General features: G+C 72.0%; 23 protein-coding genes. 11 read left to right on the plus strand and 12 right to left on the minus strand.

What is annotated here, in order from left to right; all coding sequences use genetic code 11:
* Positions 1–8: 8 nt before the first annotated feature.
* A complete protein-coding gene (locus OIE67_RS04850; RefSeq protein ID WP_326637049.1) occupies positions 9–947 on the minus strand; it encodes a carbohydrate ABC transporter permease in 939 nt (312 codons plus the stop codon).
* 86 nt (positions 948–1,033) lie between these two features.
* Positions 1,034–2,218: a sugar ABC transporter substrate-binding protein gene (locus tag OIE67_RS04855; protein ID WP_326637051.1), complete on the minus strand. Its 1,185-nt coding sequence runs from the start codon at positions 2,216–2,218 to the stop codon at positions 1,034–1,036.
* A gap of 342 nt (positions 2,219–2,560) precedes the next feature.
* On the opposite strand from OIE67_RS04855, the gene OIE67_RS04860 reads away from it, so the two are divergent.
* Positions 2,561–3,574 (plus strand): LacI family DNA-binding transcriptional regulator, encoded by a 1,014-nt coding sequence (locus OIE67_RS04860; RefSeq protein WP_326637052.1) that lies wholly within the window; start codon positions 2,561–2,563, stop codon positions 3,572–3,574.
* Positions 3,575–3,727: 153 nt separating this feature from the next.
* Positions 3,728–5,092 carry a sensor histidine kinase gene (locus OIE67_RS04865; RefSeq protein ID WP_326637054.1) on the plus strand — a complete coding sequence of 455 codons (1,365 nt, stop codon included), beginning with the start codon at positions 3,728–3,730 and terminating at the stop codon, positions 5,090–5,092.
* 31 nt (positions 5,093–5,123) lie between these two features.
* Here the strand turns inward: OIE67_RS04865 and OIE67_RS04870 are convergent, their stop codons facing one another.
* A complete protein-coding gene (locus OIE67_RS04870) occupies positions 5,124–6,629 on the minus strand; it encodes a hypothetical protein (protein ID WP_326637056.1) in 1,506 nt (501 codons plus the stop codon).
* Between the two features lie 174 nt (positions 6,630–6,803).
* Between OIE67_RS04870 and OIE67_RS04875 the strand changes: the two genes are divergently transcribed.
* Complete coding sequence (locus OIE67_RS04875; protein WP_106238593.1) at positions 6,804–7,103, plus strand: hypothetical protein; 300 nt, start codon at positions 6,804–6,806, stop codon at positions 7,101–7,103.
* Positions 7,104–7,133: 30 nt separating this feature from the next.
* Here the strand turns inward: OIE67_RS04875 and OIE67_RS04880 are convergent, their stop codons facing one another.
* Complete coding sequence (locus OIE67_RS04880) at positions 7,134–8,051, minus strand: DNA-3-methyladenine glycosylase family protein (protein ID WP_326637059.1); 918 nt, start codon at positions 8,049–8,051, stop codon at positions 7,134–7,136.
* 97 nt (positions 8,052–8,148) lie between these two features.
* Between OIE67_RS04880 and OIE67_RS04885 the strand changes: the two genes are divergently transcribed.
* The gene (locus OIE67_RS04885; protein WP_326637061.1) at positions 8,149–9,027 is read left to right on the plus strand and encodes an NAD-dependent epimerase/dehydratase family protein; all 879 of its coding nucleotides are present in this window, start codon (positions 8,149–8,151) and stop codon (positions 9,025–9,027) included.
* Between the two features lie 13 nt (positions 9,028–9,040).
* Here OIE67_RS04885 and OIE67_RS04890 read toward each other — a convergent pair whose 3' ends face one another.
* Positions 9,041–10,078 (minus strand): MerR family transcriptional regulator, encoded by a 1,038-nt coding sequence (locus tag OIE67_RS04890; RefSeq protein WP_326637063.1) that lies wholly within the window; start codon positions 10,076–10,078, stop codon positions 9,041–9,043.
* A 128-nt stretch (positions 10,079–10,206) separates the two neighbouring features.
* On the opposite strand from OIE67_RS04890, the gene OIE67_RS04895 reads away from it, so the two are divergent.
* Positions 10,207–10,539, plus strand: coding sequence for an SCO4225 family membrane protein (locus OIE67_RS04895; RefSeq protein ID WP_326637065.1), 333 nt, complete (start codon positions 10,207–10,209; stop codon positions 10,537–10,539).
* A 36-nt stretch (positions 10,540–10,575) separates the two neighbouring features.
* A complete protein-coding gene (locus OIE67_RS04900) occupies positions 10,576–10,848 on the plus strand; it encodes an antitoxin (protein ID WP_326637066.1) in 273 nt (90 codons plus the stop codon).
* A gap of 81 nt (positions 10,849–10,929) precedes the next feature.
* Here the strand turns inward: OIE67_RS04900 and OIE67_RS04905 are convergent, their stop codons facing one another.
* A complete protein-coding gene (locus OIE67_RS04905) occupies positions 10,930–12,255 on the minus strand; it encodes an MFS transporter (protein WP_326637069.1) in 1,326 nt (441 codons plus the stop codon).
* Between the two features lie 136 nt (positions 12,256–12,391).
* Here OIE67_RS04905 and OIE67_RS04910 point away from each other — a divergent pair, with 136 nt between their 5' ends.
* Positions 12,392–13,891 (plus strand): cobyric acid synthase, encoded by a 1,500-nt coding sequence (locus OIE67_RS04910; protein ID WP_326637070.1) that lies wholly within the window; start codon positions 12,392–12,394, stop codon positions 13,889–13,891.
* 6 nt (positions 13,892–13,897) lie between these two features.
* Here OIE67_RS04910 and OIE67_RS04915 read toward each other — a convergent pair whose 3' ends face one another.
* Entirely contained in the window at positions 13,898–14,926 is a 1,029-nt protein-coding gene (locus OIE67_RS04915) for a 1-acyl-sn-glycerol-3-phosphate acyltransferase (RefSeq protein WP_326637072.1), read from the minus strand.
* 19 nt (positions 14,927–14,945) lie between these two features.
* A complete protein-coding gene (locus OIE67_RS04920; RefSeq protein ID WP_326637074.1) occupies positions 14,946–15,773 on the minus strand; it encodes a patatin-like phospholipase family protein in 828 nt (275 codons plus the stop codon).
* A 92-nt stretch (positions 15,774–15,865) separates the two neighbouring features.
* Between OIE67_RS04920 and OIE67_RS04925 the strand changes: the two genes are divergently transcribed.
* The 3 genes from OIE67_RS04925 (at position 15,866) to OIE67_RS04935 (ending at position 19,339) form a co-directional block, all read left to right on the plus strand.
* The gene (locus tag OIE67_RS04925) at positions 15,866–16,777 is read left to right on the plus strand and encodes an ABC transporter ATP-binding protein (protein ID WP_326637076.1); all 912 of its coding nucleotides are present in this window, start codon (positions 15,866–15,868) and stop codon (positions 16,775–16,777) included.
* Positions 16,755–17,546 (plus strand): ABC transporter permease subunit, encoded by a 792-nt coding sequence (locus tag OIE67_RS04930; protein ID WP_326637078.1) that lies wholly within the window; start codon positions 16,755–16,757, stop codon positions 17,544–17,546. The genes OIE67_RS04925 and OIE67_RS04930 overlap by 23 nt, the downstream gene beginning before the upstream one ends.
* Before the next feature lie 725 nt (positions 17,547–18,271).
* On the plus strand, positions 18,272–19,339 hold the full coding sequence (locus OIE67_RS04935) for a PucR family transcriptional regulator (RefSeq protein ID WP_326637080.1): 1,068 nt from the start codon (positions 18,272–18,274) through the stop codon (positions 19,337–19,339).
* A 413-nt stretch (positions 19,340–19,752) separates the two neighbouring features.
* Here OIE67_RS04935 and OIE67_RS04940 read toward each other — a convergent pair whose 3' ends face one another.
* The 3 genes from OIE67_RS04940 to abc-f form a co-directional block, all read right to left on the minus strand.
* A complete protein-coding gene (locus OIE67_RS04940; protein ID WP_326637082.1) occupies positions 19,753–20,700 on the minus strand; it encodes a quinone oxidoreductase family protein in 948 nt (315 codons plus the stop codon).
* A gap of 311 nt (positions 20,701–21,011) precedes the next feature.
* A complete protein-coding gene (locus OIE67_RS04945) occupies positions 21,012–21,893 on the minus strand; it encodes a Vgb family protein (protein WP_326637084.1) in 882 nt (293 codons plus the stop codon).
* Between the two features lie 104 nt (positions 21,894–21,997).
* Positions 21,998–23,581 (minus strand): ribosomal protection-like ABC-F family protein, encoded by a 1,584-nt coding sequence (gene abc-f / locus OIE67_RS04950; RefSeq protein ID WP_326645221.1) that lies wholly within the window; start codon positions 23,579–23,581, stop codon positions 21,998–22,000.
* Between the two features lie 110 nt (positions 23,582–23,691).
* Between abc-f and OIE67_RS04955 the strand changes: the two genes are divergently transcribed.
* A complete protein-coding gene (locus OIE67_RS04955) occupies positions 23,692–24,249 on the plus strand; it encodes a TetR/AcrR family transcriptional regulator (protein WP_106238560.1) in 558 nt (185 codons plus the stop codon).
* A gap of 52 nt (positions 24,250–24,301) precedes the next feature.
* Here OIE67_RS04955 and OIE67_RS04960 read toward each other — a convergent pair whose 3' ends face one another.
* Positions 24,302–25,228, minus strand: a complete 927-nt coding sequence (locus tag OIE67_RS04960; RefSeq protein ID WP_326637086.1) for an NADP-dependent oxidoreductase — start codon at positions 25,226–25,228, stop codon at positions 24,302–24,304.
* Positions 25,229–25,246: the final 18 nt, after the last annotated feature.

A 25,246-nucleotide genomic window follows, 5' to 3' on the forward strand; every position in this document is an offset into this window, starting at 1 on the left:
CGCGGGACTCACGCGGTGGGCTCCCGGCGCGAGATGAAGAGGTAGACCAGGGCGAAGACGAGCGAGACCACGATGAGGATGTTGCTGATCGCCGCGCCCTCGCCGAAGTTGAACTCGACGAACGACTTGTTGTACGCGTTCGTGGCCAGCGTCTGGGTGGAGTTGGCCGGGCCGCCGCCGGTCAGGCCGAGGATGATGTCGACGACCTTGAGCGTGTAGACGACGCCGAGCACCAGGACGACGGTGACCACGGAGCGCAGGTTCGGCCAGGTGATGTGCCGGAACGCGCGCCAGCCGATCGCGCCGTCCAGCGAGCCCGCCTCGTACAGCTCCTTCGGGACCGCCTGCAGGCCGCTGTAGAGGATGGCCACGTTGAACGGGATGCCCAGCCAGATGTTGACCCCGATCACGCCGATCAGCGCGAGCGTCGGGTCGACCAGCCAGGGCACGGCCGGCACGCCGAACAGGCCGAGGAACTGGTTGAGCGCGCCGCTCTCCTGGTCGAGCAGCCACTTCCAGACCGCGCTGGAGGCGATCAGCGGGATGAGCCAGGGCAGCAGCAGCATCGAGCGCAGGAACCCGTTCAGCGGGAAGTTGCGCCGGAAGAACAGCGCCAGCGCGAGCCCGATCACGAACTGGAAGGTGATCGACCCGATCGTGAACAGCGCCGTGTTCACCATGGTCGTGGTGAACAGGTAGCTCGACAGGATCGTCACGTAGTTGGCCGGCCCGACCCAGGGGGCCTGGCCGCTGTAGAACGTCGAGGTCGTGTACTCCTGGAAGCTCATGACGACGTTCTGGACGATCGGATAGCCGAAGAACATCGCCACGAAGACGACGGCGGGCAGGGAGAACAGCCACGGGGTGGCGCGGCGGAGCAGCTGCCTGAGGGCGGTCGCGCGCCGGTCGCCCGCCGTGGCGGGAAGGCTGAGGTCGGCCGAGGTCACCTGGCCACTCCTTTGCGAGGTCTGGGTCGGTCGGCTGCGGGGGGACGGGCCGGCACCGGTCCCGCCGGACGGTCTTCGGCGCGCGGCTATTCGCCCTGCGCCTGCCGCAGCGCCCGCGCCGGCGCGGCCTTGCCGGTCAGCGCGATCTGCACGGCGTTGTAGATCTTCGTCGCCGCCTTCGGCCAGTCGGGCCCGAGGATCGCGGTACGCGAGCGCGCGGTCCGCATGGTCGTGACGAACGTGGCCATCGCCGGATTGGCCCGGCCCGCCCGCTCGGCCACCTCCGGGTCCGCCGGGACGGTCTGCCTGACCTGCGCCGTCTGGAGCTGGCGGTCCGGTGAGACGAGGCACTTCACGTACTGCCCGGCCCGGGACATCCGCGCCCGGTCGCCCGTGCGCGGCACCGTGAACAACTCACCGCCGAGCGGGGCGACGGTGGGCTGCGTGGCCAGCCGGGTGGGAATGGCGAACGTCCCCCAGTCGATGCTCTTGTCTTCTTGGAGCGTGGGGATCTGCCACGGGCCGTTGACCACCATCGCGGCCTTGCCGGCCAGGAACTGGTCGATCACGTCGTCCTGGCTCCAGATGATGGAGCTCCTGGAGATCGAGCCGTCCGCCTGCAGATCGACGAGGAACTGCAGTGCCTGCACGGTCTCGGGGGTGGTGATGTCCTGCTCGGTGCCGCCGTTGCCCCACATGAACGGCAGGAACTGCCACGAGCCCTCGTAGGTGTTGATGTTGCTCATCGCGAAGCCGTAGCGGTCGCCGGTGGTCAGCCGTTTCGCCGCCGCGCGCAGTTCGTCCCACGTCCTGGGCGGGGCGGTGATGCCGGCGGCCCGGAACAGCTCCTTGTTGTAGAAGATGCTCAGCGTGTTCACGGCGGGGGCGAGCCCGTACAGGGTGCCGTCGTAGGTGCCCGCCTTGACCACGGCCGGGCCCATGCCCTCGCCGCGCAGGCCGTAGTCGCCGAGCGGTGAGAGGGCGCCGGACTCGGCGATCTGCTGCACGTCGGGATTGTCCAGCATGAGCACGTCGGGCAGGGTGCGGGAGGAGCTCTGCTGGAGGACCTTGGGGATCAGGCCGGGGCCGGGCACGTGGTTGATCTCGACCCGCACGCCGGTGCTCTTCGCGCACGCGTCGTAGATGGGGTCGAAGGCGTCGTCGTAGTAATCCTGGATCGTCAGCGTGTTCGGTGATTTCGGGCCGGAAGCGGCCGCTCCGCCGCACGCGGTGAGGCTGAGCGGGAACAGGGCCACTGCCGCGACAGCCACTTTGGGCGCCTTTCTCCGGCGCTTCTGTGCTGTCTCCATATGAGCTACTCCTTGTGCACCACGTGTGGGGGTTCGGGGGTCGGCCACGGCGTGAACGAAGGGTCGGAGCTGCGGATCGGAGGAGGAGGGCAGGCGGAGGCGGCCTGCCGCGAGGTGTTTACGGCGCCACGCGCGGCGTGGCCGGCACTGATCTATCAAAGCGCTTTACCGCGCTCACTTGTGAAGTATGTTGCGCCGTTCTGTCGGTGATGTCAACAACAAGTCAAGCGTTTTATGGAAGTCCCCGGGGCGATATAGTCGCCAGTGCTTCGCACACCCGCGCCTGATGGGGAGGCGGCCTCGATGGTCACGATGCGCGACGTCGCCGAGCGGGCCAACGTCTCGATCGCCACGGTCTCGTTCGTCATCAACGGCAGCAAGCGGGTCGCCCCGGAGACCCGCGCCCGCATCGAGGCGGCCATCCAGGAGCTCAACTACCGGCGCAACGTCGTCGCCCGCGCCCTGGCCAGCTCGCGCACGCGCATCCTCGCCCTGCTCCACCCCGACCTGGAGTCCCGGCCCAACGCCACGGTGATCCAGTTCGTCATGGGGGCCGCCCACGGGGCGCGGGAGCGCGGCTACGACCTGGTGCTGTGGCCGGTCAACGACGACGAGCAGATGTCCCACCTGCTGGCCGGCGGGCTCGTGGACGGCGTGCTGCTGATGGAGGTGCAGATCAGCGACCCGCGGGTCGAGCGGCTGCTCGCGTCGGGGGTGCCGTTCGCGCTGATCGGCCGGACCGAGAAGGACGATCTGCCGTACGTCGACATCGACTTCGCCGCCACGATCGAGCTGGCGGTCGCGCACCTGCGCTCCTTCGGCCACGAACGCATCGCGCTGGTCACGCAGCGCACGAAGGCGCAGGCCGGCCACGAGCCGGGCCGGATCATGCGGGTCGAGTCCGCCTACCTCGACGCCATCGCGCCCCTCGGGGCTCCGCCCGCCATCGTCGCGGTGGAGGGCACCTCGGCCGGCGGCCGCGAGGCCGCGAGCGTGCTCGGCGCGGACTTCCCCGCCTCGACGGCCGTGATCCTGGTCAACGAGGGCGCCTCGGCGGGGCTGGTGAAGGGATCGCGGGCGCTCGGGCGGCGCGTGCCCGAGGATCTGTCCATCATCTCGGCGGCCACCACGCGGGAGCTGGGCGAGATGATCGAGCCGGCTCTGACCGTCATGGCGGCGCCGGCACCCCAGCTGGGGCGGCTGGCCGCCGACGCCCTGATCGACCAGCTCGAGGGCGTCCAGGACGCGCCGCCGCACGTTCTGATCCCGTGCGCGCTGGAGCCGGGCCAGTCGGTCGGCCCCGCGCCCGTCGACTGAGCCGCGTCGCTGAGTCGCTTCACTGAGCCGCTGAGGCGCGACCATGCGGCGGTTATGCACCATTAGGGACCCTAAAACGGATTTGTCGGGGAATCTCCCGAGGTTGGCGGCGAAGGCGACGACTGTGTTCTGCTGATCCTCGGGGGAGACTGCGTGAGCACACGGTTGGGCCGCTCGTTGCGGACACGGCTGGCGATGTTCGCCGGCATCGCGATGCTGCTGCTGTACATCGTCGTCAGCGCGTCCGTCCTGTACGGCATCCGCAACGAGGCCTCGGACGCCAGGGCGCACGACATCAGGGGCAAGACCATCACGGTGCTGCTCATGATCAAACGCGGCAGGCTGCCCCAGGTGCTGGACCCGGCCGGGCTCGACGGCCTCCAGGTGATCAACCCGCGCGGGGAGCCGGTCGCCTGGACCCCCAATCTGGCCGGCCGGCCCAGGGTGACGGCGGAGATCCCCCACCTGCGCCAGACCAACGACTACACCAGGCTGTGCGACCTGCCCGCCTTCGGCGGCAAGTGCGAGATCGCGGTGGTGCTGATCGCGTACCAGCCGGACGGCGAGTGGACGATCTACGGCTTCGGCCCGGCCGTCCCCTGGTACGTCAGCCCGCAGGTGCTCATGTTCCTGATCGGCCTGGCGGTGGCGCTGGTCGCGCTCACCTGGTTCGGGGTGTCGCGGGTCGTGGCCCGGACGCTCGCGCCCGTCGGCGACATCACCAGGCAGCTCGCCCTGATCAGCGCGGGCGGCGGCGGCATGCGGGTACCCGTGCCGGAGACCGACGACGAGATCAAGGATCTGTCGGAGACCGCGAACGAGATGCTGGGACGGCTGGAGGAGGCGCTGGAGCAGCAGCGGGTGCTGATGGAACGGCAGCGCAGGTTCGCCGCCGACGCCTCCCACGACCTGCGCAGCCCGATCACGGCGATGCGCGCCCAGATCGAGGACGCCCTGCTCCATCCCGAGGACACCGACTGGCGGGAGACCGGCACCGAGGTGCTGGCCAGCCTGGACCGGCTCCAGGCCATCGTGACCGACCTGCTCACGCTGACCAAGCTGGACGCCGGCGCCGCCGACAACCGCGAGCCGCTCGACATCAGCGAGCTGGTCGCCGCCGAGACCGCCAGGCCGCGCCGCAAGCAGATCATCACCACGCTGCAGTCCGGCCTGCGCGTCATGGGCGACCGGCTCCAGCTGGCCCGCCTGCTGACGAACCTGCTGGACAACGCCGAACGGCACGCCGAGTCGAAGATCTTCGTGAGCGCGCGGCAGGACGGCGACGACGCCGTGATCGAGGTGGTCGACGACGGCGCCGGCATCGCTCCCGACCAGCGCGAGATCGTCTTCCAGCGCTTCACCCGCCTCGACGCCTCACGCAGCCGCGACGCCGGCGGCACCGGGCTCGGCCTGGCCATCGCCCGCGAGATCGCCTCGGTCCACCTCGGCACGCTGACCCTGGAGGACTCCGACGTCGGCGCCCGCTTCGTCCTCCGGATCCCGATCTCAGAGGACTGACCGGTCTCGGATCAGCGTGGCTGGTGGGTGGTCAGCGTAGTTCGTAGGCGTGCCAGCGGCGCGGCATCCCGGCCGCCTCCCAGGGCCGCAGGAACGGCGCGGGCGTCGGATCTCCCCGGTCCACGGCCACCACCCGAGTCCCCGCAGCCGGCGCCCCGCGCACCTGGGCCGGCGCCTCCGCCGGCCAACTCAGCACCGGGTACCCGTGGCAGCCCATCCGGTAGGCGATCATCACCGCGCGCTCGCCGTACACCAGGCAGGGCGGCCGGACGTCCATGGCCAGCAGCGCTCGCGCCACCCGGCCGTCGGCCCCGCGCCTGGCCAGCCCGCCCGCGACGACCTTGTCCAGCGTGATCCCCTGAAGAACGACCTGGGCCACCACACCGGCGGCCACGAGCCCCGCCAGGACGGGACGCCGGCCCGGCGACCACACGGCGTGCGCCACGGGCAGGGCCAGCAGCGCGTACGCGGGCAGCAGGAACCGGGGAGCCGCGTACCCGACGAGAAAGGCGTACGGCACGGCCATGGCCAGCCCGCAGACAGCGGCCAGCACACATCCGGCCAGACCGGGAACGCCCCCGGGCACGCGCGGGCCGCCGGGGTGCAGGACCGAGACCGGGTGAGCGCGGTGCCGGGTCGTGGATGATCGGTCGTGGCGGCGGGCGGCGTACAGGCCGAGCAGGGCGAGGGCGGGGACCGCGACCAGCCAGAGCAGCCACGCCGTCACGACCGGCCCGCAGTCCGCGGGAGGGCGGCACAGCAGCGGCCCGTCGAGCGCCCTGACGTGATCGAGGAGCGAAACGTGCAGGCCGGTCTCGTTCGCCGCGCCGGCCGCGTGCCAGCGCGCCGCCGGGCCGCCGAAGCGCACGTACGCCTCGACGATCCAGTCCGCCCAGCCCACCACCAGCCCGGCCACGAGGGCGATCCCGGCCCGCCGGCACCTCCACCCGGGCCTGGCCAGCGCGAGCGCGAGCGGCAGCACGAGCCAGACGCTGTCCGGCGGACGCAGCAGCGCCACGGCCGCCACGCTCAGCGCCAGCCCGGCCGCCGGGCCACGCCCCGCCTCCGGACGTACGCAGCGCAGGAAGAACCCCGTGGCGGCCACGGCGCCGAAGGCCACCCACAGGTTCGGCATGGCCTCGTTCCCGTAGAACAGCGCGAGCCACGTGGACGCGAACAGCAGCGCGGCGACAGGCACCACAGGGCCGGGACGCACCCGCAGCCAGACGCCGAACGACGCGTACAGCCCCAGGGCGGACAGGAGGCACAGATACCCCCGCAGCGCCTCGGTGGACGAGGTGACCAGCACCACGGGGGCGACCAGCAGCGTGATCCCCCTGGCGCGCGGCGCGATGAACTCCGTCGCCGGCACCCGGGGGTCGACCTGGCTGACATAGACGACCTCGTCCCAGCCCAGCCCCATCCCGGGAGCGACCGCGACCAGCTGGACGGCCGCGTACCCCACCGCCACCAGAACCAGCCACGCCCGCCCGGCCGCCCCGTGCCGCCACGGCGGCTGAGTCTCGTTCGATCTCACGGCCCTGTTCTTAGCCCCGGACCCGGCGCCGGGGCGGGCGGAACGGCGAGTGCTGGCGTAACGCATGCCCGTCCATGACGTTCGCGAGGGCCGCCGCCTGCGGGATGACTGACCCGCCGGAGATCGGGAATGCATCTCCGGACCGGGAATGTGCGACATCGAAAGGAGATCCACATGGACCAGCGGGGATCCGGCGACCGGCATGAGCGCACCGCCGCGGGCCACCAGCCCGCGCACGTCCGCTGCACACCTCCCGCCGCCGCCGCGCTGTTCGAGATCGCCGTCCTGGACACCACGAGCGAGGACGGCCGGCCGCGCTGGCACACGATCGGCTGGGGCGTCGGCAGGGGAGAGGCCGACAGCATCGCGGAGACGTACGTGACCCGTCCGATGTGCCCCTACGACGAGGCCCAGATCCGGCACAACGGTCACCTGGTGGGCGTGCACCGCAGGCCCGCGGGCCGCACCGGCTAGACCCGGCCGGATCCGGCAGCCGGTGGTGGGTCAGGATCCGTCGCCAGGGGGCCGGTCGCGCGGTTCGTCGTCGTTCATGACGCCGTACGCGGTCGCCCGGAACAGAAACGACGCCCACGAGCGGTAGGGCCGCCACGAGTCCGCCAGCCTCCGGTACGCCGACGGCGGGGCGTCCTCCGCCAGCCCGTACGCCTCGCGCAGAATGGCGAACAGCCGCGGCTCGTCGCCGGGGAACGCGTCCGGCGCCCCCGCGCCCCTGATCAGGATCAGCCCTGCCGAGAACGGTCCCACCCCGGGCAGCCCGCGCAGCTCGGCCAGCGCCTCCTCAGGGGCGAGCGAGCGCAGGTGCTCCGTGGTGAGCAGCCCGTCGAGCGCCGCCCTGGCCAGCCCGCGTACCCACTCCTCCTTCTGCGTGGGCAGCCCGAGACCGCCCGCGTCCAGCAGCGAGACCGGCGGCGGGAAGGCCGTGTACGGCTGCCCGTCCACCTCGACCCGCGCGCCGTAGCGCTCCGCGATGCGCTGCTTGATCCGGGCCGCGACCAGCATCGACGAGCGCTGCACGATCACCGCCCAGCACGCCGCCTCCCACGGGCTCCAGAAGCACACCGGCCGCAACCCCGGCCGCAGCCGCTGGAGGTCGCCGAGCACCGGGTCGGCCTCGCTCAGTTCGGCGAATCCGGCGCCGTCCACGTCGAGGGAGAGGATCCGCGCCACCTCGCCCCTGATGCCCGGTCCCGCCGCCCGCGTCGTCGCCACCGACACCCCGCCGGGCGCCGCCGTCACGCGTACCCCGACCGGCCGCCAGTCCGACTCCGCGCAGTAGGCGAAACGCAGCGCCCGGCCGTCGGAGGGCAGCGCGGTCGTGGCCGGCCAGTCCTCCACGAAGCGCAGGGTCTCGGCGAAGTCGAAGGGACCTTCGGCGGTGATCGTGAATCCGTGTGTGGGCATGGGCGTATGGTAGGCGCCGCTCAGGACCGGGCGGCGATCACCGTCGCCGGCGCCTCGGCGACGGCAGGACAGATATCGGACAGGCAGGGGAACGGACATGCGCATCTTCGTCGCGGGCGGCACCGGCGCCGTCGGCCGCCACCTCGTCCCGGCGCTGGTGAAGGCCGGCCACGAGGTCACCGCGACCAGCCGGACGGAGGCGGGGCTCGCGCTGCTGGAGAGCCAGGGAGCGGCCGGTGTGCGCCTCGACGTCTTCGACGCCGAGGCCGTCAGGGGGACGGTGGCCGCCGCCGCGCCCGACGCGATCATCCACCAGCTCACCGCACTGAGCGACGGCAACCCGGCCGACAACGGGCGCATCCGCAGGATCGGCACCCGCAACCTGGTGGACGCCGCCCGGCACGCCTCCGTGGGGACGATCGTGGCGCAGTCCATCTCCTGGGTGTACGAGCCCGGCGACGCTCCCGCCACCGAGGGCACCCCCTTGGACGAGCGGGCGCCGGAACCCAGGGCCGGCATGGTCGCCGCGGTCCGCGCGCTCGAAGACGCCGTCACGGGCCTCGACCGGCACGTCATCCTGCGGTACGGCCTCTTCTACGGCCCCGGCACCTGGTACCGGCGCGGTGGACTGGTCGCCGACGTGCTGCGCGGGGACACCGGCGACCCCGCCGCGCGGATGCTCGGCGACCTGGCCGCGAACGACGCGGTGTCGTCCTTCGTCCACGTCGAGGACGCGGCCCTGGCCGCCGTCGCCGCGCTCGGCTGGCCGTCGGGACCGGTCAACATCGTGGACGACGAACCCGCGCCCGCCCGCGAGTGGCTGCCGGCCCTCGCCGCCGCCGTGGGGGCTCCCGCTCCGGCTCCGGCGGGCGGGCGGCTGGGCTGGCAGCGCGGCGCCGACAACACCTTGGCCCGCTCACGCGGCTGGCACCCCATCCACCCCACCTGGCGAACGGGCTTCAGCGCCGGCGGCTGATGCCGTGGCCGGTTCATCCGCTCGGGTGGGCGGCGTGGGTCCGGCCGGGCAGGTGGGTGCGTAGCGCGGTGATGAACCAGGTGAGGGCCGGGGCCAGGCTCTCCGGCGGTGGCCAGCCGTTGATCACGGCCAGCAGTTCGGCGTACCGCTCCCTGCGCGGATCGCCGGCCGCCTCCAGCCGGTCCAGCAGCGTCGAGCCGCTGAGACCGGTCGCGGTGAGCAGCGCCGTCACGTACGGCTCGGCTTCGGCGGAAGCCGGGCCGACGCCGGCGGCGAGCGCGGGCGCGGCCAGCGCCCGAGCCATGGCCGCCGCATCCGGCCGCACGACGGCGACCCGCGCCACACCCCGGCCACGCTCGCCCATGCGCTCGCCCATGTGATCGCCTGTGTGACCGGCCGTGTGATCGCTCATGCGCTCGGCCGTGTGCTCGGCCGTGTGCTCGGCCACGTGATCGGCTATGTGTTCGGCGATGCGCCGGATGGAGGCGCGGAAGTCCGGGTCGCGGGAGAGTTCCGCCAGCTCCACCCAAGCCTCCACCTGCTCCGGATCGGGATCGTCCGGCAGTTCGGGCGTCATCGACGTCATGACGCCGGCGAAGGCCGGATCCCCGGTCAGGTCGCCGAAGGCGGCGGCGAGGAAGTCGCCGACCAGGCGGCGCCGCTCGGCCTCCGACAGTTTGGCGAGCTCGTGCATCAGTTCCATCTCCTCTGGGGTGGAGCCGCGCCTGGCCACCGCCGTCAGCACGGCCTGCCGCAGGCGCAGCGTGCGGATCTGGGTCTCCAGGGCCGCCGCGTGCGCCGCCGCGACCTCGGCCAGGGAGATCTCCCGGTCCAGGACGCCGCGGACGGTGGCCAGGTCGAGCCCGAGGTCGCGCAGCGTGCGTACGAGATCGAGCCGGGCCAGGGCAGTAGGGTCGTAACGGCGGTAGCCGGCGGGGCTGCGGCCGGCGGGGGGCACGATGCCCTGATCGGAGTAGAACCGGATGGTCTTGACCGTGAGCCCGGTGAGCCGGGCCAGGTCGCCGATCGAGTAGAGCGTGTCCCCGTCCATGACCCCACTCTCGCGTCTCCCCTCACTGGAGACTCAAGCCGCCCTCGCGAAGAATGAGCCGCCGTACTCAGCGGGCCTGGGGACGAGTGCTCAGGCCGGCGCGGGCGCGCTCCTGACAGGCTGGGGGAATGACTTCGCTGAGAGAGTACGTGTCGCGTTACGACCGGGGGCGGCGCGGTCTGGCGATCGCGGGGGCGTACGCGCTGCTCGTCCTGCTGGTCGCCGCCTACGTCGAGATCAGTACCCGGCTGGCGGCGGACAGCCAGGGGCTTGAGGGCATCTACCTCTTCATCGTCACGGCGCCGACCTCGTGGCTCGTCATGCTGCTCCCGGTGGCGGACGTGCTGCCGCCGGAGGTGTACCTGGCGCTGCTCGTGGGGGTCGGCCTGCTGCAGGCGTGGGTGTTGTGGCTGCTCACGCGGGGTCGGCGGGTGGCACATCATCCGCGGCAGCCGGGGTAGGGGCCGGAAGACAGGACGAACGAGGGGGATACGGTCATGAGCCGCATAGCGGAGTGGCTGAAGAAAGCCGAGAACCTGGCCCGTGGGCACTCCAAGCAGGCAGACCAGGTGCTGGACCGCGCGGAGGAGTTCGCGAAGGAACGCACCGGACACAAGTACGACGACCAGATCAGCAAGGGCGCCGACGCCGTGCAGCAGCGTTACGGCGGCGGCCAGTCCGGTCAGCAGCAGGGCCAGCAGCAGCCGGGTCAGCCGGCTGGCCAGGAGACGCAGGAGGAGCGCGAGCGGCGCATGCCGCCGCAGGGCTGAGCCCTCGGCGCGAGAGACGCGGGACCGCTCACGACGGGGCACGAGTGCCGGTGGCCACACCACCGGCACCGTCCCCGCACGTCACCGGCGCGCGTCCTCCAGGACCTTGTTCGCGTCCCGTTCGAACGACGCCCTGGCCCCGAGCGTGAGCAGCCCGCCCACGACCATGGGCACCACCAGCACGTACATCCCGGACAGCAGCGAGTCGAACTGGTCGGAGGCGATGCCGACGACCAGCGAGCCGAACGCGGCGCCCGCCGTGAGCAGCAGCTGCAGCACCGCGAAGCCGAGGCCGCGGGCGCCGGCGGGCACCACGTCCGCGACGCAGGCGGTCATGTTGGGGATCGCGATCGACATCAGCGAGCAGGCGAGCAGAACCAGCACCGTGAGCGCGGCGATCGAGTCCATGGACAGCGCGACGGCGAGGACCACGGAGCCCGCCGTGATGCCGCCGCCACCGGCGAGCAGCCGGCCGCCCTGGCGGGTGCCGTGCCATTTCCGGCCCAGCCACGAGCCGACCAGGGTGCCGGTGAGGGTTCCCGCGACGGTGATGAGGCCGCTGAGCGAGCCGGCCGTGGCCACGTCGACGCCGAAGGTCCGCACCATGAGCGTGGGCAGCCAGAAGAAGACGCCGGCCAGGCCCAGGCTGAGCAGGGCCAGCCCGACGCAGACGAAGATCAGCGTCGGGATCGCCACCACCTGGCGGAGCTGGGCCCGGAACGGCGGCTTGGCCGCCGCCTCGACCGCCGGGGAGTCCTTCGGCGGTGACTCGGCCCCGGCCACCAGCCGGTCGAGCTCGCCGCGGCGCGGCTCGCGCAGGAACCAGACGAGCACCGCCGTGAGCACGCCGGGCACGACCATGATGAGGAACGCGGTACGCCAGCCGAAGCTCCCGGCCAGCACGCCGCCGAGCAGGGTGCCGACGCCGCCCAGGTAGGTGGTGACGCGGGTCAGCCCGTACGCCTTGGCCCGGCTGGCGGGCGGGTAGTAGTCGGCCAGCAGACTGCCCGCGGCCGGATTGTCGATGTTCTCGGCCGCCGCCAGGAACACCCGCATCAGGTAGAACAGGGCGAATCCGGTGGCCAGGCCCGAGCCTAGCGTGGCGATCGCCCAGCAGAAGACGACGATCGCGATGATGCGCGTACGGCTGAACCGGTCGGCCAGATAGCCGGCGGGCAGGGAGACGACGGCCGCCGCCAGCGCGGCGGCGGTCGGGATGGAGCCGGCCGCGGTGTCGCTGAAACCCCATTCCCGCTGGATGAGCGGCAGCACCCCGGACAGGAGGTTGTGCTCGATCCGGTCCACTAGTCCGACGATGAAGAGCACCACGAGGGGCGCCCATCCGAATGGCGCGCGCGAGTGCGCGTCGATCAAGCCAGCACGCGGAGAACCGAACGTCCCGACCATGCCCACCCTTTCCAGTAGGAAAATCTAGAATTCTGTTCTAGGGCGATGTTCTAGTCAGAGTGGCAGAAGTCACAGCGTTCGTAAATGGGTGATTACCGCGAAATTTCGTCACTCATGCCTTCGGTACGGTGGTCGCATGGTCAAGGGGGCACTGCTGGTCGCGGGCACCACGTCCGACGCGGGCAAGAGCGTGGTGACGGCCGGCATCTGCCGCTGGCTGGCCCGTCAGGGCGTCCGCGTCGCGCCCTTCAAGGCGCAGAACATGTCGCTCAACTCGTACGTCACCGCCGACGGCGCCGAGATCGGCCGCGCCCAGGCCGCCCAGGCGCGGGCGGCGGGCCTGGAACCCGTCGCCGACATGAACCCCGTGCTGCTCAAGCCCGGCAGCGACCGCCGCAGCCAGGTCGTGCTCATGGGCCGCCCGGTGGCGGACGTGGACGCCATGGAGTACGGCGCGCTGAAGGACCTGCTGCGCACCACGTCCCTGGAGGCTCTGAAACGGCTGCGTGAGCAGTACGACGTGGTGGTGTGCGAGGGCGCGGGCAGCCCCGCGGAGATCAACCTGCGCCGCTCCGACATCGCCAACATGGGCCTGGCCAGGGCCGCGAACCTGCCCGTGCTCGTGGTCGGGGACATCGACAGGGGAGGGGTGTTCGCCGCGTTCTACGGCACGGTGGGCCTGCTGGACGCCGCCGACCAGGCCCTCGTCTCCGGTTTCGTGGTGAACAAGTTCAGGGGCGCGAAGGAGCTGCTGCAACCTGGCCTCGACATGATCGGGCGGCTGACCGGGCGCGAGGTGTACGGTGTGCTGCCCTGGCTCGAAGGCCCATGGCTGGACGTCGAGGACTCCCTGGCTCTCGACGGCCGCCAGGTCGCCGCGCGGCCCCCGTACGGCAGGCAGACCCTGCGGGTCGCGGTCGTGCGGCTGCCCAGGATCTCGAACTTCACCGACGTGGACGCGCTGGCCGCCGAGCCGGGCGTGCTGGTGCGCTTCGTGAGCGATCCGGCCGAACTGGACGACGCCGACCTCGTCGTGCTGCCCGGCTCCCGCGCCACCGTCGACGACCTGACCTGGCTGCGCGAGCGCGGCCTGGCGGCGGCCCTGCGCGGGCGGAGCGGGCCCGTGCTGGGCATCTGCGGCGGCTTCCAGATGCTGGGCAGGGAGATCGTGGACGAGGTGGAGTCAGGGGCGGGCCGGGTTGAAGGGCTGGGTCTGCTGCCGGTACGGATCACGTTCGAGCGCCACAAGCGGCTGGCCAGACCCGAGGGGCAGGCGTACGGGGAGCGGGTGCGGGCGTACGAGATCCACCACGGGGTGGCCACGGTGGAGGGCGGCGAGCCGTTCCTCGACGGCTGCCGCCAGGGGAACGTCTGGGGCACCACCTGGCACGGCGCCCTGGAGAACGACGGCTTCCGGCGCGCGTTCCTGGCGGACGTGGCCGCGCGGGCGGGACGGGACTTCGTACCGGATCCCGCCACCGACTTCGCCGCGCTGCGCGAGGAGCGGCTCGACGCGCTCGGGGACCTGGTCGAGCAGCACCTGGACACCGCCGCCCTGCTCCACCTCATCCAGCACGGCCCGCCACCCGGCCTGGCGCTCCTGCCGCCGGGCTCCCAGATGGGCGAACCCCGCTGACCGCGCTCAGCCGTGTTCGGCCCGGTCGGGGGTTCTGGCCTGGCGCTGGGCGCCGATCCAGGCGTCGATCTGCTCCCAGTGGTCGTAGAGCCAGCCGATCCTGGCCTCGCGCTCCCCGGGCACCTCGGCGGCCGGCACCCGCCACCACTTCGCGGTGATGTGTGCGCGAAGGGGGAGTTTGCGCCAGACGTCACCGAGGGTGATCAGGTCGTCCAGGCCGGTGTGCGCGACGAAGATGACGTCGGCACCCGGGCACGCCTCGATCGCCGCGATGGCGCCGTTCGGGCGGGGCGGCAGCAGGTGGTCGAGGCCGCGCGCCCGATCCGCCTGCGCGCCCAGGCCCTTCTCCTCCAGCCGCCTGATCGCCAGCCGGCGGCGGCGCGGGGTGAAGTTGCCGCCCTCAGGGAAGATCACCAGGGCGTCCTCGTCGCCCATCGTGCCGGCCAGGCGGCGGATCTCGTCGACGACCCGGCTCTGCTCGGCGGAGCTCCGGGGGACGAACGCGTTCGGCAGCCGGTTGATGACGACGTCGAGCGAGGGATCGTACTGAAGTGCGGCCTTCATGACGATGCGGGGCCGCCGGTGATACCGCGCCAGCAGGTGATGGATGAGCAGGAAGGAGTCGCCGGGTCCCGCGTGCCGTGACAGCACGATGACCGGCCGCGTCAGCCGGGCCGCCCGTTCCTCCGCCGTCGGCTCGGGCTCCTCGATGTCCAGGGTCAGCCGGAAGATGCGCACCGCGGCGGCGTACACCTTCGCCAGGAACCACCCGATCAGCGCGTAATGCCGCTCCTGCCTGCGCGCCCCGCCCGCCACCCACAACCACAGGCAGGCGATCAGCACCGCCGACTCCAGCGTCAGCCAGACGATCCCGAACCAGACGAACCTCGGGCCCCTGCGCTGCGGCGGCGGCAGCCGCAACGAGGCGGCGGCCGTGACGACGAGCCAGAACGGCAGCGTCACCAGCATGAACAGGGTCATCACGATGACCAGAGGAGCCAGCACGAGCCTGCGCAGAATACGTGGTGGAAGCACCGCGGCCTCCCTCAGAGGTCTACTCCCATCCTCCCCCGTTCCGCAGATAGCGGGAAGACGCCTGGTAGGCGCGTTCGATCGAGGCCGAGATCTGCGACACGTCGCGGTAGCGCAGCGGCGACAGCGGCTCGGTCAGCCCGGCCGGCAGCACGTGCACCTCGACGCCCGGCGGCAGCGTGGCCAGGTCCTCGGCGAACCGGTGCCGGCGAGCGATCTCGAACGCCACCATGCCCACCTCCCAGAACCGCCTGGGCGGCGACAGCGGCTGCTCGATCCTGCCGACGTGCAGCACGAAGACGCGCCTGGCTCCGAGCAGCACGGCCCGCCCGATCGGGATGCTGTGCACCAGGCCGCCGTCGTAGAAGTGCTCACCGCCGATCACGACCGGCGGCAGCAGCCCCGGCACCGCGCACGACGCCAGCACCGCCTCCACCAGCGGCCCGCCGGTGAACCAGTGGGCCGCCGCGCGCTCGACCGAGGCCGCCACGCACTGGAACGGCACCTGCAACTCCTCGATCCGGGAAGCCCGCAGCGTCTCGGTCAGCACCCCGCGCAGCGGGCCGATCGGGTGCAGATGGGTGCCGGTCCTGGCCAGCGTCGACAGCCGGGCCACCCATGAGCCGGCGAAGGCCGTACGGACGATGTCGGAGCTCCACAGGTCCGCCAGCAGGCCGACCGCCTCGCCCGGCGCGGCGGCCACGACCGCGCCGTTCAGCGCCCCGACGGACGTGCCCACCACCAGGTCGGGACGGATGCCCGCCTCGTCGAGCGCCCGCAGCATGCCGACCTCGTGCGCGCCGAGCACGCCGCCGCCACCGAGCACGAACGCGGTCTCCACGCGACTCACCCTCTCCTTGCCGGGTTCCGGAAGCCAACCGGGCGCCAACCTGCCGGGCCCGCCTCGTGACGAGCCGCCCGGCGGGGCGCGACGATTCGGCCATGACAGCAGTGGTGCAGACCGAAGGGCTGACCAAGTATTACGGCAAACGCCGGGGCCTGGAGGATCTCACGCTCGAGATCCAGCCGGGCGAGGTCTTCGGCTACCTCGGCCCCAACGGCGCGGGAAAGACGACCACGATCAGGCTCCTGCTGGACGTGATCAGGCCCACCAGAGGTACCGTACGCGTGCTCGGCGGCGACCCGCGCGAGCCCGCGACCCGCGCCAGGATGGGTTATCTGCCCGGAGACCTGGTGCTGGAGGAACGCGACCGGGCCATCGACTACCTGCGCTTCCTCGGCCACGCCCGCGGCGGCGTGCCGGCCGCCCGCATCGAGGCCCTGGCCGAACGCTTCGACGCCGACCTGTCGGTGCCGATGCGCAAACTGTCCAAGGGTAACAAGCAGAAGATCGGGCTGATCCAGGCGTTCATGCACGAACCGGAGTTCGTCATCCTCGACGAGCCGACCGCAGGGCTCGACCCGCTGGTGCAGCAGGAGTTCCTGGCGCTGGTGCGCGAGGTGCGCACCTCCGGCCGGACCGTGCTCATGTCCTCCCACGTGCTGGCCGAGGTGGAGAACGTCTCCGACCGGGTCGGCATCGTCCGCGCCGGCCGGCTGGTGGCCGTGGAGAACGTCGCGGTCCTGCGCGAGAAGGCGGTCCGCCGGGTCGAGCTGCACTTCGAGTCGCCCGTGCCGCGCGACGCCTTCGACAATCTGCCCGGCGTACGGGACCTGCGCGTCGAGGGCGCCGGCGTGAGCTGCACCATCGACGGCCGGCCCGACGCGCTGATCAAGGCCGCGGCCCGGTTCACCGTGGTGCACCTGGTCAGCGCGGAGCCGGACCTGGAAGAGATCTTCCTGACCTACTACAGCCACGAGGAGGCGCACCATGATCGCCCGCAGCCTGCGTGAGGTCCGCTGGGTGCTCACCTGGTGGACCGCCGGCGTCAGTGCCTTCATCGTTCTGTACCTGTCCGTCTACGGCAACATCAAGCAGAGCCCCGAGCTGTACGGCCCCGCGATGCTGGCCAAGTTCCCCGGCCCGCTGCGCGACCTCATGGGCGGGCTGGAGGACATGACCTCCGGCGCCGGCTTCCTGCAGACGGTCGTCTACCAGCTGTTCGTTCCCATGCTGTGCATCGCGTGCGCGACCCTCCTGGCCAACCGGGCGCTGGCGACGCCGGAGGAGACGGGGACGCTGGAGCTGATCGTCACCCTGCCGGTGGACCGGCGGCGGCTCGTGCTCGCCAGGTTCGCCGCGCTGGTCCTGAGCCTGCTCCTGCTGACCGCCGTGACGCTGCTGGTCGCCGCCGGGATGGTCACACTCGTCTCCGCCGGCGTGCCGTTCGGCCGGATCCTCGCCGGGCACACCGGCGTCCTGCTGATCGCCCTCTTCTACGGCACCGTGGCCCTGACCGTCGGCGCCGCCACCGGCCGCCGGATCGTCGCCTCGGCCGTGGTGGGGGTGTGGGTGGTGGCCGGGTACGCCGTCACCACCATCGGACGGTCGGTGGAGGGGATCGCTTGGCTGAAGTGGGTCTCACCCTTCCACTACTACTCCTCGGGGCGGCCCATCTATGAGGGACTGCCGGTGGGGGACTACCTTGTGCTGGCGGGGGCGACGGTGGTGCTCGCACTCACCGCGGTGCTCGCCTTCGACAGGCGTGACATAGGAGTCTGATGCCCCGCCCTGACCAGCGCCCGGACGCTGACCCACCCACTGAACGGGCACCGGACGCCGACCCGCCCGCTGCCTCGCGCGCCGTCCCGCCCGCTGGTCCACGATCGGACGCCGTCCCACCCGTTGGTCCGCGGTCGGAGGCCGATTCGCCCGTTGGACGGGGGCAGGAGGCTGACCCGCCTGCTGGCCAACGGTCGGACGCCAACCTGCCTGCTGGTCTACGGTCGGACGCCGACCTGCCCGCTTGCCCGCCGTCGGAGGCTCGTTCGCCCGCCGCGCTACGGTCGGACGCCGGCTCTCTTCCCGCACTGAGGCCGGATACTGACCCGCTTCCCGGTCGGCGGACCGCCGGCTCGCCTTCCGAGCGGAGGCCGTACGCCCAGCCGCCTCCCGGTCGGCGGACAGGTGCCTCCGTCGACGGACCTGCGGATCCGCGGCCGGCGGCGCCTGCCGACATGCGTGAGGGTCTGCCGGGGGACGTGCCCGCGGGTCTGCCCACGGAGCCGCGCACCGGCCTGCGGGCGGAGGGACCTGGCGGCCATCGGGCCGACGGACCGGTAGGGGCGGACTTGCCTGGAGCGCCGCAGGCGGACGGGTCGATGGATGCGGACTCGTCTGGCACGGACTTGTCTGGCGTGGACCCGTCCAGAGTGGGCTCGTCTGGCGTGGACTCGTCTGGCGTGGACTCGTCTGGCGTGGGCCCGTCCGGTGCGGGCTCGTTTGGCGTGAACCGGCCGAAGGAGTTGCGGGCGGATGGGTCGATGGGTGGGGTGGCGGGGCTGCTCGGGGGGCACCGGCAGCGGCTGGCAGACCATGCGGCGACCGGCCGATTACCCGGCAGGCAGGTCACGGACGCTTATCGCGCCGCCGGCACCAGGGCGGCCGAGGAGGGCGTTCCGTTGCGGGCCCTCGTGGACGCCGCCCTCGCCGCCGGCGAAGGTCTGCCCGGCGTACTGCCGGCACTCCGCAAGGCCGTCGCGGCGCTCATGGAGGGGTACGAACGGGCGCAGCAGGCGGCCCTGCGTGCTGAGGAGGACGCGCGCAGGGAGTTCGTGGACGACCTGCTCCAGGGCCGGGCCGAGCGGCTGGCGGAGCGGGCCGAGCACTTCGGGCTGCGACTGGCCGAGTCGTACGTGGTGGCGGTGGCTCGCGGCATGCGCGACGGCGACCAGGACAGGATCGAACGGGAGCTGATCGCCAGGTTCGGCTCCCACAACGTGCTCGTGGCCGTACGCGACGGGCTGCTCGTGTGCGTCGCCCCGGCGATGCTGCCGGCCGCCGTCGGCGAGTTCACCCACCACGTACGCGCCCGCTTCCCGACCGGCTGGCGCGTCGGCGTGGGCCGGCCGCACCGGGGTCCCGGCGGAGTGGTGGCCTCCTACCGGGAGGCGGCCCAGTCCCTTGAGCTGGCCGACAGCCTCGGTCTCAAACCGGACGTCGTCAAGGCGGCCGACCTCCTCGTCTTCCCCGTACTGCTGCGCGACAGAAGCGCCATCGAAGACCTGGTGACCAGCGTGCTCAACCCGCTCCTGGAGGCACGGGGCGGCCACGAGCCGCTGCTGGAGACGTTGGAAGCGATCTTCGCCTCCCAGGGCAACCAGACAGCCGCGGCCCGGCGACTGCGAGTGAGCCCACGGGCGATCACTTACCGCCTGGAACGCATCCGCCGCCTGACAGGCTTCTCCCCGGACGAACCCACACAACGCTTCACCCTGGAAACAGCGGTACTCGGCGCCCGCCTGCTGGGCTGGCCCACCACCTTCCCCCGCCCCACCCCACGCCCAGACCCGTGACTCCCACAGGGCGCGCGTACACCTAGGTAGGCGCGCCGGCTGTATGGCCGACCTAGGGCAGGACGAGGGGCCACGTCGGGGCCGGGCGCCGGGCGGGCCATCGGCGATGCTGGTTGCGACCACGGCGGCGAGACGACCCAACCCGGACCGGACCCGACGAACGACCCAAGCCGCATCCGGACCTGGACCCGGTTCCAACCCGGACCCGACCCGGCCTCGGCTCCTGTTCCCGATCCGGACCCGAGCCCGGGACCGTGCCGGACTCGGACCCGGACTCGGACTCGGACCCGGACCCGGACTTGGACTCGGACCTGGGCCTGGGCCTGGGCCTGGGCCTGGACCCGGCCCGGCACGGTCCCGGGCTCGGATGGATGCTGTGATGTCTGAGGATGTCGCGTCTCAGTGGGGCGGGGTCAGGGGATGAGCAGGAGTTTTCCGGTGGTGCGGCGGCCGGCGAGGTCTTCGTGGGCCTGGCGTACGTCGGCCAGGGGGTAGCGGTGGGAGATGTTGATCGTCAGTTGACCGGCCGCGATCCAGCCGAACAGGTCGGAGGCGCGTTGGAGCAGTTCCTCGCGGTCGGCGATGTAGTGGCCGAGCGTGGGCCTGGTCAGGAAGAGGGAGCCCTTTCGCTGGAGCGCCTGGGGGTCGAGCAGCGGGGCGGGTCCGCTGGCGGCGCCGTACAGGGCCATGAGGCCGCGCGGGCGCAGCACCTCCAGGCCGCCTTCGAAAGTGGTCTTGCCGACGCCGTCGTACACGACGTGAAGCTTGCCGCGCAGGGCATCGGCGAAGTCGTCGTACCCCAGCACCTCGTCCGCCCCGGCCTGCCTGGCGAGCTTCTCCTTCTCGCTGGTGGAGACCGTGCTGTAGACCTTGGCGCCCTTGAGCTTGGCCAGCTGGATCAGCAACTGGCCCATGCCGCCGGCGCCCGCGTGGACGAGGACCTGGTCGCCCTCCTGCACCGCGTACGTGGAGTGCGTCAGGTAGTGGGCCGTCATGCCCTGCAACATCGTCGCGGCCGCCACCTCGGCCGACACGCCGTCGGGCACCGGCACCACCCGATCGGCCGGCAGCACGGCCTTCTCGGCGTAGCTGCCGAGCACGCTCGCCCACGCCACCGTGTCCCCCACGGAGACGTCCCGGACCCCCGGTCCCACGGCCGACACCGTTCCCGCGCCTTCGCTGCCGATGACGATGGGCAGATCGAGTGGGTACGCGCCGGAGCGCTGGTAGATGTCGATGAAGTTGACGCCGCTGGCGGCGACGTCGACCACGACCTCCCCCTCTCCTGGTGCCGGGTCGGGACGCTCGACGTATTCGAGAACCTCTGGACCGCCCTGGGCGGAGATGACGATGGCATGCATGCCCCTAGTCAACTCCGCCTCCCTCCGGCCATGCCACCCCGGGTCATGCTTTCGCGCCGACGCGATGACGCAGCCGTCCCCTCCCATCGGCGGGCACGCCCAAGTCCCCGGCCCCGCCAACCATGGCCCACCGGTCTCCGCCTCGGCGGCCGCAGTTCAGTTGCTCCCAAGGCTTGATCGAGCTGGGGGATAGGGACGCAGGTCAGCGCTCGCTCAGGCGTCGAGGGGCAAGCGGTCGGATGGGCAACGGGCGGGCAGGGCGGTCGGGGACACGGCCCAGCGCCCCCTCAGACGCGGGTGGTGAGGTCGGGTTAGGAGACAGGGACGCGGGCCAGGGCTCCTGCTTCCAGGGCTACCCAGAGTGCTCCGTCCGGGCCGATCGTCAGCCCGTGGGGCTCGGCCTTGGCGGGTTCGGTGTCCTCCTTGGCCGGTGGGACGGGCAGGGGGTGCTCGTCGATGACGCCGTCGGTGGTGATGCGGCCGACGCGGCCGACGGCCCACTCGGTGAACCAGAGGGCGCCGTCAGGGCCGGCGATGATCGCGTGGGGACGGGCGGCCCGGTCGGGCAGGGGATATTCGGTGATCGCGCCCGAGACGTCGATCCGGCCGATCTGGCCCGCGCCGATCTCGACGAACCAGAGGGCGCCGTCCGGTCCCAGCGTCATCCCCACCGGGGCGGCGCCCTCCGTGGGCAGCGGGTGGAGGGTGATCTCGCCCGACAGGGAGATGCGTCCGATGGCGTTGCCCTGGTTGAGGGTGAACCAGAGCGCGTCGTCCGGCCCCGCCACGATGAATGACGGCATCCCGCCTTCGACCGGCACGTCGAACGTGGTCGTCACCCCGTCGGCGCCGATGCGCCCGATCCGGCCGGCCTCCAGTTCGGTGAACCACAGGGCCCCGTCCGGGCCGGCGGCGAGCCCGTACGGGGTGTTCGCCTCGTACGTCGTGAGCCGGCCTTCAGCGGTGATGCGGCTGATCCGGCCGCCCTTGTACTCGGAGAACCACATCTCCCCATCCGGACCACGCACGATGAGGGTCGGCTGCCCGTCTGCGGAGTCGAGCTGGTGGATCACCGGTTTCTCGCCCGGCACCAGCCTGCCGACGCGGCCTTGGTGGGCGAGGGTGAACCAGAGGGTTCCGTCGGCTCCCGTGGCGATGCCGTAGGGCGCGCCCGCATCGATCATGGTCAACATATGCTTCTCCCCGATGGTGGTAGGTGTGGTCGGCATTTCCCGTCCCCGACGGATGCGGGTCACGCTGCCTTCCCCGGCGTAGGCATGTGATGGCGTGGTGTCGGTCATCGAAGGCGGCCTCGTACCAGCTCGATCTCCTTGCCCCGGAATCGGCGCAGGAGGGCGCGGTCGTGGGAGACCACGACGATCGCGCCGTCGTAGCCGTCGAGGGCGCGCTCCAGCTCCTCCGCCAGCACCGGTGACAGGTGGTTGGTCGGCTCGTCGAGCAGCAGCAGGTCGTGCTGCTCGGCCAGCAGTCTGGCCAGCGCCAGCCTGCGCCGCTGTCCGACTGACAGCTCGCCGGTTCGCTGGGACAGGGTGTGTGGCCGGAAGAGGCCGGTGTTCAGCAGCGCCGACCTGCGTTCGTCGGCGTATCCGATGCCATAGGCCTCCAGCACGCTCTGGTCCGGGTCGAAGGTCACCTCCTGGGGGAGGTAGCCGACGCGGCAGCCGGCTCGTTCGGCGAGTACGCGCATCAGCGTCGATTTGCCCGCGCCGTTGGCGCCCCGGAGCAGCAGCCGGTCACCGGCCCTGATGGTCAGCGAGTCGATCTGGAGCCGATCGGCCACCTGGACGTCACGCAGCTCCACCAGCACGGGTGCGGTCGTGGCCTCCCGCGTCGTGCTCTGTGCGGCCGGGGGTGGGGGGTCGGTGGTGGTGAAGGTGGCTTGGAAGTGGAGGGGGGTCGGGGGGCGGGGGACCGGGTCGGCCTCCAGGCGGCGGAGGCGTTCGTGGGCGTTGCGGACGCGGCTGGCCACTGAGCTCTGGACTCGGCCGGCGTTGCGGTCGTAGGCCATCTTGTTGTTGTCGCGCATCAGCCGGCCGGCGGCCACGCGGTGGGCGGTGGTGGCGGCGTGTTCGCGGACCTGGCGGATCTCTTCGCGCCAGGCCGCGTACGCCTGCTCCCAGCGGGCCCTGGCCGCGGCCTTGGCGGTGAGGTAGCCGGTGTAGCCGCCGCCGAAGCGGGTGACCGTGCCGTGCTCGACCTCCAGGATCACCGTGGCGACCCGGTCGAGGAAGACGCGGTCGTGGGAGACCACGGCCACCGTGCCCCGGTGCTCGCGCAGGCGCTCTTCGAGCCAGGTCAGCGCCGCCTCGTCGAGGTGGTTGGTCGGCTCGTCGAGCAGCAGCACGCGCGGCGCGGCGGCCAGCACGCAGGCCAGGCCCAGCCGGGCCTGCTCGCCGCCGGACAGGCTCGACAGCCGCCGGTCGCGGCTCACGTGGGCGAGCCCGAGGCCGTGGAAGGCGCGCTCGACGCGGGCGTCGGCCTCGTAGCCGCCGCGCAGCTCGTAGGCCGTCATGAGCTGCCCGTATTCGTCCATGACCTCGTCGGTGAGCGCCGACTCCAGCTCGCGCATCCGGCGCTCCATCGCGCGCAGGTCGGCGAGGGAGGCGTCGACGGCCTGCTGGACGGTGTGCTCCGGCGGCAGGCCGAGGGTCTGCCCGAGGTGGCCGAAGTCGCCCTCGACGCGCACCTCGCCGTCGTCGGGCCGCTCGACTCCCGCGATCAGGCGCAGCAGCGTGGACTTGCCGGAGCCGTTCTCGCCGACGATGCCGGCGCGCTCGCCGGATCTCACGGAGAGGGAGACGTCGGTGAGGACGGCCCGCTCGCCGTAGGACTTGGTGATCTGGTGAACGTGGATCAGGATGGAACTCCAATCGCGACTGTTGTAGCGTTAGTGTGCCATGGGTGTGGGGCTTAACGCAACTGGAGTAGTTTTTGGAATCCAACAAGCGCCCCGGAGGGCGGAGCGCCCGCGTGCGCGACGCCGTGCGGCAGGCCACGCTCGCGGAGCTGCTCGACCGGGGCTACACGGGCCTGACGGTGGAAAACGTCGCCGAGCGGTCAGGTGTGCACAAGACGACCGTCTACCGGCGCTGGGGCGGCGTCGAAGGGCTGATCTCCGACGCCCTTGAGCTGGCCGGCGACGAGCCGTGGCCCATTCCCGACACCGGTTCTGTCGAGGGTGATCTGCGGGGCATCGTCCAGCTCGTGCGCACCGGGTTCGACGATCCCGAGCTGGGCCCCGTATCGTCGGCGTTCGTGGCGGCGGCCATGCAGAATCCCTCGGCCGCGCGGGCGCTGCACGAGTTCTTCGTGGCCAGGCACGAGCAGTCGGCCGAGGTGGTGCGGCGGGCCGTCGCCCGGGGCGAGCTGCCCGACGTCGTGGACGTCAAGGAGGTGATCAGGGTGGCGGTCGCGCCCGTCTACTACCGGCTGTTCGTCGCCCACGAGCCGGTGACCGAGCGCGACGCCGACCGGGCCGCCGACGCCGCCCTCGCCGCTGCCCGCGCGGGAGTCCTCGACGGCGTCTGACCAGCCGCAGTCCTCGACGGCGTCTGACCAGCCGCCGGGCCGTGATGGGGGATCAAAGGGTGAGGACGAGCTTGCCGCGCAGGTGGCCGGCCTCCAGCAGGCGGTGGGCGTCGGCCACGCGCTCGAACGGGAACGTCTCCTGCACGCGCACCCGGAGCCGCCCCTGCTCGACGAGTTCGACGAGCCCGCGCAGACCGGCCGGATCGGGGCCGACGGCGATGCCGCTGAAGCGCAGGCCGGCCGCCTCATACCTGGCGATGAGCCGCGTGTCCTCGTCGGCGACCGCTGTCACGAGGTGACCCCCTGGGCGCAGTACGCCGAGCGACCGCTCGACGGAGTCGCCGCCGATCGTGTCGAGCACGATGTCGACGTCGCGGACCGTCTCGGCGAAGTCGGCCGTCGTGTAGTCGATCACCTCGTCGGCGCCGAGTTCCTCGACGAACGTCCGCTTGCTCCCGGCGGCGGTGGTGATCACGTACGCGCCGAGTGCTTTCGCGATCTGGATCGCGACGTGGCCGACCCCGCCGCCACCGCCGTGGACCAGGACGCGGTCACCCTCGGTCACGCCGGCGAGGTCGACCAGGCCCTGCCACGCCGTCAGCCCGACCACCGGCAGCGCCGCCGCCTCGACGTGCGAGAGCGCCGCCGGCTTGCGCGCCAGGTGCAGCGCGGGAGCGACCACGGCTTCGGCGTACGCGTTCGCCGCCCGGGGGAAGAGCGGCATGCCGAACACCTCGTCGCCGGGCCGCAACCGCCCGGTGTTCGCCTCCTCCACGACGCCGCTGACGTCCCAGCCGAGGATGAACGGCGGCTCGCCCAGCAGCGGGAACTCACCGGTGCGCAGCCGCGCCTCCACCGGGTTCAGCCCGATCGCCTCGACCCGGACGAGAACCTCGGTCGGAAGGGGCCGGGGCGTGGGCGCGTCCACGATGGTGAGCACCTCCGGACCGCCGAACTCCTGCTGGGTGATGACGCGCATGATGACTCTCCTGCTCTT

Source organism: Nonomuraea fuscirosea, assembly GCF_035917475.1.
Classification (GTDB): domain Bacteria; phylum Actinomycetota; class Actinomycetes; order Streptosporangiales; family Streptosporangiaceae; genus Nonomuraea; species Nonomuraea fuscirosea.

What these genes read in the sequence shown, in the direction of transcription:
- OIE67_RS04860 (WP_326637052.1), top strand. Translation starts at nt 2,561, where the DNA reads ATGGTCACGATGCGCGACGTCGCCGAGCGGGCCAACGTCTCGATCGCC.
- OIE67_RS04875 (WP_106238593.1), top strand. Translation starts at nt 6,804, where the DNA reads ATGGACCAGCGGGGATCCGGCGACCGGCATGAGCGCACCGCCGCGGGC.
- OIE67_RS04880 (WP_326637059.1), bottom strand. Translation starts at nt 8,051, where the DNA reads ATGCCCACACACGGATTCACGATCACCGCCGAAGGTCCCTTCGACTTC.
- OIE67_RS04885 (WP_326637061.1), top strand. Translation starts at nt 8,149, where the DNA reads ATGCGCATCTTCGTCGCGGGCGGCACCGGCGCCGTCGGCCGCCACCTC.
- OIE67_RS04890 (WP_326637063.1), bottom strand. Translation starts at nt 10,078, where the DNA reads ATGGACGGGGACACGCTCTACTCGATCGGCGACCTGGCCCGGCTCACC.
- OIE67_RS04895 (WP_326637065.1), top strand. Translation starts at nt 10,207, where the DNA reads ATGACTTCGCTGAGAGAGTACGTGTCGCGTTACGACCGGGGGCGGCGC.
- OIE67_RS04900 (WP_326637066.1), top strand. Translation starts at nt 10,576, where the DNA reads ATGAGCCGCATAGCGGAGTGGCTGAAGAAAGCCGAGAACCTGGCCCGT.
- OIE67_RS04905 (WP_326637069.1), bottom strand. Translation starts at nt 12,255, where the DNA reads ATGGTCGGGACGTTCGGTTCTCCGCGTGCTGGCTTGATCGACGCGCAC.
- OIE67_RS04910 (WP_326637070.1), top strand. Translation starts at nt 12,392, where the DNA reads ATGGTCAAGGGGGCACTGCTGGTCGCGGGCACCACGTCCGACGCGGGC.
- OIE67_RS04925 (WP_326637076.1), top strand. Translation starts at nt 15,866, where the DNA reads ATGACAGCAGTGGTGCAGACCGAAGGGCTGACCAAGTATTACGGCAAA.
- OIE67_RS04930 (WP_326637078.1), top strand. Translation starts at nt 16,755, where the DNA reads ATGATCGCCCGCAGCCTGCGTGAGGTCCGCTGGGTGCTCACCTGGTGG.
- OIE67_RS04940 (WP_326637082.1), bottom strand. Translation starts at nt 20,700, where the DNA reads ATGCATGCCATCGTCATCTCCGCCCAGGGCGGTCCAGAGGTTCTCGAA.
- OIE67_RS04945 (WP_326637084.1), bottom strand. Translation starts at nt 21,893, where the DNA reads ATGTTGACCATGATCGATGCGGGCGCGCCCTACGGCATCGCCACGGGA.
- OIE67_RS04960 (WP_326637086.1), bottom strand. Translation starts at nt 25,228, where the DNA reads ATGCGCGTCATCACCCAGCAGGAGTTCGGCGGTCCGGAGGTGCTCACC.